The following is a 3,240-nucleotide window of genomic DNA, read 5'->3' as shown; positions in this document are numbered from 1 at the left end:
TCCTAAAAATACACTTGTAACAAAGTGATAACATATGTATAAATTTATATATACATACCATCCGGGTAACCAAGGGGAGCGAGAACATGATAAGCACTAATAGAGTGTCTCACTCTCAAAAAGCACTGCTCTCCGAACGAATTAGTCGCTTAGCAGCCGCTTTGTCTGATGGGGTCTATGAACGCGAAGAAACAATTAAATTGTGCCTACTTGCTGCGCTTGCCGGAGAGAGTGTTTTCCTACTTGGTCCCCCTGGGATCGCCAAAAGCTTAATTGCTAAACGTCTTATTCAGGCCTTCGACAACTCGTCGTATTTTGAATACCTCATGACTCGATTTTCTACACCTGAAGAGGTGTTTGGCCCTTTAAGTATTCAAGAGTTGAAAGATAACGGTCGTTACTTGCGCCTAACAAAAGGCTATTTGCCAACCGCACAGGTGGTGTTTTTAGATGAGATATGGAAAGCTGGCCCGGCGATTCTGAATACTCTGTTGACTGTAGTTAACGAGAAAACGTTCAAAAACGGCAGTGACATCGAACGCGTGCCAATGCGTTTGCTGGTTTCGGCTTCGAATGAACTGCCTGATGAAGATAGTGGCCTAGAGGCGCTATATGACCGTATGTTAGTCCGCGTTTTCGTCAACAGAATTCAAAACAAACAAAATTTCAAATCCATGCTTACCGTAGGCACGCCACAAGAGGCGGCTATTCCAGAAGGGCTAGCGATTACTGACGAGGAATACCATCAATGGCAGCAGGAGCTTGAAAAGCTCGAACTGTCTGACGAGGTGTTTGAAAAGCTATTTGAGCTTAAGAGTATGCTTGAAGCGGCGGCAAAAGAGGCAAGTGGTGTTGATATTGCCGATACTGACATGTATGTCTCAGACCGTCGTTGGAAAAAAGCGGTTAAACTGCTCAAAGCCAGTGCGTACTTTAACGGGCGAGACTCGATCAATCCTCTTGATTTACTCTTGCTGCAAGACTGTCTGTGGAATAGCCCAGAATCGCGCGATGTTGTGCGTAATGTTGTTAAGCAGTTTGCGCTGAACCATGCTTTCGATCAACAAGAGGTCGAACAGCAAATTACCCTGTGCCGTGAAGAGTTAGCGGACGTGCAAGAGGAACTCGAACTAGAGTTCAGTGTCGTGCTGTCACTCGAGTCAACAACAGGTTTGCTTAAGAAGCAGATCAATAGTTATGACATTTCTGATGCTAAATCATACCAAGTAGGCAGCGCTTTTGATCTGGTGAAATTGGTGGTGCTGCAAAGCAATATGTCGGTCTCTGAGTCAGAGAAGGGCGACAGTCGTTGGGTGTATGTGCCGAAGAATGAACTCGAGCGCGTGATCAAAGAAGGTCAGGGCGATGTGTATGGTTATGTAAATCAGAATACCAACATGTGTCGCCTTCGCTTTGATGTGGATGCAGCCAATAACTTAGTGATTAAAGACATTGCAAATCGTGGTGTGCTGGTTTCTATCGTGACCAATAAAGGTTTAGATGAGTCTGTTTACCAAGAGTGGTTGGCTAAGTCTGAACAAGCGATGGCCCAACTAGAGCACGCCGAGCATCATCTACGTAAAGTACGATCAAATTTTCATGGCGCCTTACCACATGGCTTTATTGATCAAGAGCTGCCAAGAGCGATGGAAGCGAGTTTGCAGAATTTGCAGCAAGTACTTGAGTCGACCAAAACCGAGTGTGAGCGTACGGTTTTCCGCTTTAAGAACTTAAATCAGTTCTTCTCATAAGGAGCCGATATGTTAGGAGCCGACGGATTAAACTTAGCCCTTGCGATCGCAGATTCAGGTATTATCGATACTGCAGTCAATGATCTTTTAGCGCGTTCGCAAGTGATGGTAATGGCAGATAACCGTGGTGTAAAAAGCTCGGTTAAGAATCATCTGTTGAAATGGCGTGGTAGCGTTAAAAAACGCATCACCAAAGTGTGTGAAACAGAGCGTTTTCAGCAGGAGTTAGCGCTCTATCAAGAAGTCATTCATTGGGATGAAACGCGCTTCTTTGCTGACATTCCTGAAGTTATCAAAAAGCTAGAGTGGCACTCTGCGTTCTACTTGCAGGCTCGTCGACTCCTAGAAAAGAACAAAGGGCTTAACAACCCTATGTTCCCTCACTACTTCTGCGACCAATGGTATCAAAGCCTGTCTGATGCGATTCGCCAGGCTCAAGTCACCGAGCTTGAGGCGAATAAAGAAAAGGTACTCAAAGATCTCTATCAACGTATTGAGACCATGAAAAGCATGGACAAAGTAACGGAAGAGGGGGATGAAGGCAGCGTCGGTCGTTTGTGGGACATGGCATCGGCCAAGTTAAGCAAATCTGATCTAAATATCATGAAGCGTCACGCAGAGTTTTTGAAAAAGAATAAAGGACTGCAAGAGATTAGCGAACAGCTTGGTCGTATGGCGAGTCAGGTGAATGACCCGGACTTAAACCTTGCCCCCGCTGAAGAGCTGCAAATGGTCGAGGAGAAGGCTGACGAAGCGACCGATGATATCGTCGGTATTCATGAAAGTGACGACCTAAACAAGCTACTGCCGAACGAAACCATGTTTCTTGCCTATCCAGAGCTTGAGGTGGTGTTTTACAAACATCTGGTTGATAAACGCTTAATGAACTATCGCATGCAGGGCAAGTCGCGAACTCTGCGTAAGATCCGTGCTCAGCAACCGGATAACAAGCAAGTGGATGTGGAAAAAGGGCCATTTATCATCTGCGTTGACGCATCCGGCTCTATGAATGGCTTCCCTGAGCAGTGCGCTAAAGCGATGGCTTACGCATTAATGCAAATTGCTTTAGCCGAAGATCGCGACTGCTATGTGATGCTATTTTCGACTGAGCAGATCACCTATGAGTTGACTAAGCAAGATGGATTGCGAGAAGCGAGCGATTTCCTCAGTTACAATTTCCATGGTGGAACTGACCTTGGCCCGGTGATCATGAAGTCAATCGACTTGATGTACGGTGATAAGTATAAGAATGCTGATTTGGTGGTGATCTCAGATTTTATCGCGCCGAGACAGTCAGACGAAATGATTGCCAGAGTGGAAGAGCTGAAGAAGAAAAAGAATCGCTTCCATGCAATTAGCCTGTCTAAATACGGTAACCCAGAATTGATGGCTATGTTTGACCACAGTTGGGCTTACCATCCAAACCTCGTCGGACGATTGATGAAAAAATGGTAGTCATTCGACTACCATTTTTACAGAGGTTATTTGG

At 45.5% G+C, this 3,240-nt stretch carries 2 protein-coding genes; both read left to right on the top strand.

Going from position 1 to position 3,240, the window contains the following annotated elements:
- Positions 1-86: 86 nt before the first annotated feature.
- On the top strand, positions 87-1,751 hold the full coding sequence (locus tag QTO00_RS17000; protein WP_331425839.1) for an ATPase RavA domain-containing protein: 1,665 nt from the start codon (positions 87-89) through the stop codon (positions 1,749-1,751).
- A 9-nt stretch (positions 1,752-1,760) separates the two neighbouring features.
- Positions 1,761-3,206 (top strand): ATPase RavA stimulator ViaA, encoded by a 1,446-nt coding sequence (viaA, locus tag QTO00_RS16995; protein ID WP_331425838.1) that lies wholly within the window; start codon positions 1,761-1,763, stop codon positions 3,204-3,206.
- The last annotated feature ends 34 nt before the right edge of the window (positions 3,207-3,240 follow it).

The organism is Vibrio sp. M260118, from assembly GCF_036533755.1.
Taxonomy (GTDB): Bacteria; Pseudomonadota; Gammaproteobacteria; order Enterobacterales; family Vibrionaceae; genus Vibrio.
This window is presented reverse-complemented; position numbering and strand designations above follow the sequence as displayed.

Bases quoted from the DNA above. Each gene is read 5' to 3' on its own strand.
- QTO00_RS17000 (WP_331425839.1), top strand. From the start codon at position 87: ATGATAAGCACTAATAGAGTGTCTCACTCTCAAAAAGCACTGCTCTCC.
- viaA (WP_331425838.1), top strand. From the start codon at position 1,761: ATGTTAGGAGCCGACGGATTAAACTTAGCCCTTGCGATCGCAGATTCA.